3 protein-coding genes and 1 pseudogene are annotated in these 3,879 nt (G+C 71.3%); 2 read left to right on the top strand and 2 right to left on the bottom strand.

Features of this window, described 5'->3' with window-relative positions; translation table 11 throughout:
- The first annotated feature begins 157 nt into the window (after positions 1-157).
- Positions 158-715 (top strand): hypothetical protein, encoded by a 558-nt coding sequence (locus tag ACLEQD_RS38685; RefSeq protein ID WP_410390885.1) that lies wholly within the window; start codon positions 158-160, stop codon positions 713-715.
- On the opposite strand, the gene ACLEQD_RS38680 is transcribed toward ACLEQD_RS38685, so the two are convergent.
- Both ACLEQD_RS38680 and ACLEQD_RS38675 read right to left on the bottom strand, forming a co-directional pair.
- Entirely contained in the window at positions 705-1,793 is a 1,089-nt protein-coding gene (locus tag ACLEQD_RS38680) for an EAL domain-containing protein (RefSeq protein ID WP_410390883.1), read from the bottom strand. The two genes, ACLEQD_RS38685 and ACLEQD_RS38680, sit on opposite strands and share 11 nt — an antisense overlap.
- Positions 1,790-3,256 (bottom strand): LVIVD repeat-containing protein, encoded by a 1,467-nt coding sequence (locus ACLEQD_RS38675; protein WP_410390881.1) that lies wholly within the window; start codon positions 3,254-3,256, stop codon positions 1,790-1,792. The genes ACLEQD_RS38680 and ACLEQD_RS38675 overlap by 4 nt, the downstream gene beginning before the upstream one ends.
- 183 nt (positions 3,257-3,439) lie before the next feature.
- On the opposite strand from ACLEQD_RS38675, the pseudogene ACLEQD_RS38670 reads away from it, so the two are divergent.
- A pseudogene (locus ACLEQD_RS38670) lies at positions 3,440-3,879 on the top strand (tolB protein precursor protein); the annotation flags it as partial.

Genomic DNA, 3,879 nt, shown 5'->3' with positions numbered 1-3,879 from the left:
GACGACGGGCACTACCGCCCCGGGGGCCGCGGCTCCGACCGCTCCGGGGGCCGCGACGGGCGGCTCGGGTACGGGGACGGGGACCGCCGCACCGTCAGGCTCCACCGCCGCTCCTTCGACGGGGACGACGGCGCCGGTCCAGGGTGGAACGTCGGCCGTGACGCCGTCGGACCAGACGACGTCCGCTCCGCCGCAGGCGCAAGGGGCCGCCCCGAACGCCAACGCGGCCAACGCGGAGCTGGCGGCCTTGCGTCAGCGCATCGCGGACCTGGAGCAGGAGCTGGAGACCCGCGACACGCGGGCCACGGAGCGCACCCAGGCCGTGCAGTCCCAGGTGGATACGCACGAACAGCGCGCCTACCAGACCGAGCGCAGCCGGCAGCAGCGGCTGGCGCGCATCCAGTCCGGCGGCCAGTGGATGCTCGCGGCGGATCAGGCGCTGGAGCAGGGCGAGCTGGACGTGGACAACGCGCTGGGCATCGCCGACCGGGACTTCTCCGTCGTGCGCCAGAGCGCCTCGAGCGATGGGCAGGGCACCGTCGTGGTCCAGGCCGAGCGCATCCGCGCGCAGATCGCCCTCGCGCGGGACGCCGCCAGCCGCCGGGACGTCTACGCCGCGCGCATCGCCCTGCAGAACGCGGGCTACATGGTGCAGCTGGCGCGCGCCGCGAGCCTGGAGCGCTCGGGCACGTCCAACTCCCTGCTCAATCCGTGATGCGCGGGGTGGCGCGGGCCGGCGCGTCCGCGGGCCTCGCGATGAGGTAGCCCTGCACGAAGTCCACCCCGTGACGGCGCACCCAGGACAGCTCCTCGGGCGTCTCGATGCCCTCGGCCACGGTCTGGATGCCGAGCTGGCGGGCGATCTCCAGCAGCTTCTCCACGATGGACGCCTTGTAGGGGTCCGCGTGGACGCCTCGCACCAGCTCCATGTCCAGCTTCATGAACTCCGGCCGGAGCTGGTGGATGAGGTTCAGCGACGAATAGCCCGCGCCCAGGTCGTCCAGCGCCACCTTGAAGCCCGCCGCGCGGTAGAAGTCCACGATGGCGCGCAGGTGCGCGGCGTTCGCGGCCCGGTCGGATTCGATGATCTCGAAGACGACGTGCGACTCCGGGATGCCCGACTCGCGGATGGCGGCCACGGTGGAGCGCAGGCAGAAGGCCGGGTCGTAGATGGCCGTGGGCGTGAAGTTGATGAACAGGTGCGTGCTCAGCTGGTGCCGCACCGCCTCGCGGATGGCGGTGGTGCGCGCGGCCAGGTCCAGCTGGAACAGCAGGTCCGCTTCGCGCGCCGTGTCGAACATCCGGTTCGGCGGCACCAGCGCACCACTGGGGTCGCGTCCGCGCAGCAGCCCCTCGTGCGCGAAGATGCGGGAGGTGTCCTGCGCGTGGACGATGGGCTGGAAGAACGTGGTGAGCCGCGACTCCGCCAGCATGTCCACCAGCCACCCGGACTGATGCAGCGTGGTGAGGCGCTGCAGTGAGTCCACGCGCGGGAAGTCCGCCATGCCCGGCTCGCCGTCGCCCACGACGAAGAGGGCGCGCGTGCCCCGCACCTCCTCCGCCGTCAGCACGTTGGGCAGGTGCGAGGAGAGCTGCCGCAGGCCGCCCTCCCCCATCTCCACCACCACGCATTGCGCGTCGGTGCGCAGCTGGTAGCTGCCCCCCGAATCCCGCAGGTGCGCCACCAGCTTGCCCAGGCTGTGGCCCAGCGGCGGCCACAGGAAGAGGCGCCCCGGCGTGTCAGGCGTCTGCGGCAGGGTCTGGCAGCGGCCACATCCGTTCAACGGGGTCATGAAACAGCCTCGGCGTCACGGGGTGTGGCGGAAGATGAGCAGTCCGCGCGTCGTGTCCCACCCATACACCAGCCCGTCCGCGACGTGAACGCCCTGGAGCCCCTCGAAGTAGCCCTGGCCGCGGCCGCGTCGGATTCGCTCCAGGTGTTGAAGTACCCGGCGGCCTTCGGCGTGCCCAGCGTGGACACGTCATAGACGCGCAGGCCGTCCTGGTAGTTCGCCACGTAGAGCGTCGTTCCGGACAGGACCATGCCCCCCAGGGAGGCCTCCGGACGCAGCGCCAGCTCCCCGCGCTGCACGATGGCCTCCGGGTGCGTGGCGTCCAGCGCGAGCAGCGAGGAGCCCCACGCGTCCGACCCCTGGAAGACGACGGTGGAATCCCCCAGCTTGCCCACGGCCAGGGCGCTGGTGGACGGACCGCCGAAGCGGCCCAGCAGCTTGGGGGCCTTGGTCGTCGCCACGTTCGTGAGGTCCGTCACCGTCACGCCGTAGCTCCAGTTGCTCACGTACAGGCGGCCGTCCTGCACGGCCAGGGCGTAGGGGAACTCGCCCAGGGTGGTGGACGAGCCCTCCACCGTGTAGCGCACCACGAGCGTGGGCGCGGCCGGCTGGGTCACGTCCACCACGACGACGTCCGACTTGGGCTGCGGCGACGCGACGTAGAGCAGGTTGCCTTCCTTCGCCAGCGAGTCCACCCGCACCGCCAGGTCCGCGAGGAACGTCTTGTCGCAGAGCGGCACCACGGGGTTCGAGGCCAGGTCGCAGATGCGCAGGCCCGTGGCGTAGGTGCCCAGGTAGAGCGTCGTGCCGCTGATGAGGGAGGTGGTGTACGTCTCCGAGGGGAACTTCTGCTCGGACACCAGCGTGGGGTGCGCGGGGTCCTTCACGTCGTAGACGAACAGGCCCTGGTCTCCCGCGGTCACGTAGGCGTAGCCGCCCGCCGTCACCACGCTGGAGGGCACGCCGCGGGGCAGCGCCGCCTGCCCCACGAGCGTCACGCGGTCGGACTCGGACTCGCCATCGCGCCGCGTCACGCGCGTGGCGGTGAAGGTGCCCTGCCTCACGGTCTCCCCGTTGCGGCAGACGCGGGCCACGCCCAGCACCGTGCCGGGGCCTGAGGCCTTGCAGCCCGCGAACGCGTAGCGCACCGCCGACCCGTCCGACCCGGTCACGTCGCTGGCCAGGAAGAACGTGTCCGGGGTGATCTGCTTCGTCGTCATCCCCAGGCCGATGAGCAGCGGATCCCCGGGCGAGAAGCGGATCGCGGAGGGGCCCGTGTAGCCGTCCTCGAAGTTGATGTTGGTGTTCCAGATGCCTTCGGCCTGAACGGCACCCAACGTCGACCGGTCACATCCGGTCAGGTCGATGGCTTCAACCTGACACTCGGCCTTGTTGTCGGAACTGTCCTTGCCACAACCGAAGGCGAGGAACGCGCTAGCGGCGACGAGAGCGAAACGATTCATTCCCTCCTCCATACCGGGCGATCCCGACCGACGCCAAGTCCCCAGGCGCGCGCGGAGGGGAATGGCCCGGGACGTCCACCGCAACGCAAAGAAACAAAACGACCGCTTGTGCGTTTCCGGTGGGAGAGGGAGCCTTCCTCCGGGCCCCTGACAGCCTGTCTCCTCGCCTTACCGAGGTGCTTTTTGAACCCCCGTCCGCACGTCATCGCCGTGCTGCTGGCCCTGCTCCTGCCGGAGCTCGCGCTGGCCCAGGTCTTCGTCGTTCCCCGCCGCGCGGGGAAGACGCCCGTGAACAGCTACGAATTCGAGTGGCGGCACATCGACATCCTCGTGGGGCCCGCCGCGACCGGCATGGCGAAGCCCGCCGACCACACCGCGCATGAGCAGCCGCCCGGCACGCAGGGCGGCGCCAATCCGAACGCGCCCACCACGTCGCCGCAGACGGGCGACACGCAGTCCCCGCCGGGAGGGCCGGAGGTCACGCCTTCGGGCAACGTGCCCACCCAGGTCTCGGGGGATCGGATGCCCGCGACGGACGGCGTCTCGCTGGACATGGGCGCGTCGGACGCGGGCGCCCCCGCCGGCCGTCGTGGGCCTTCCCGACGGCGGCATCCCGCCCCGGG

The organism is Corallococcus sp. 4LFB (assembly GCF_046520365.1).
Lineage (GTDB): Bacteria > Myxococcota > Myxococcia > Myxococcales > Myxococcaceae > Corallococcus > Corallococcus caeni.
Note: the sequence above shows the minus strand (reverse complement) of the source record. Positions and strands in the feature narration are given on the sequence as shown.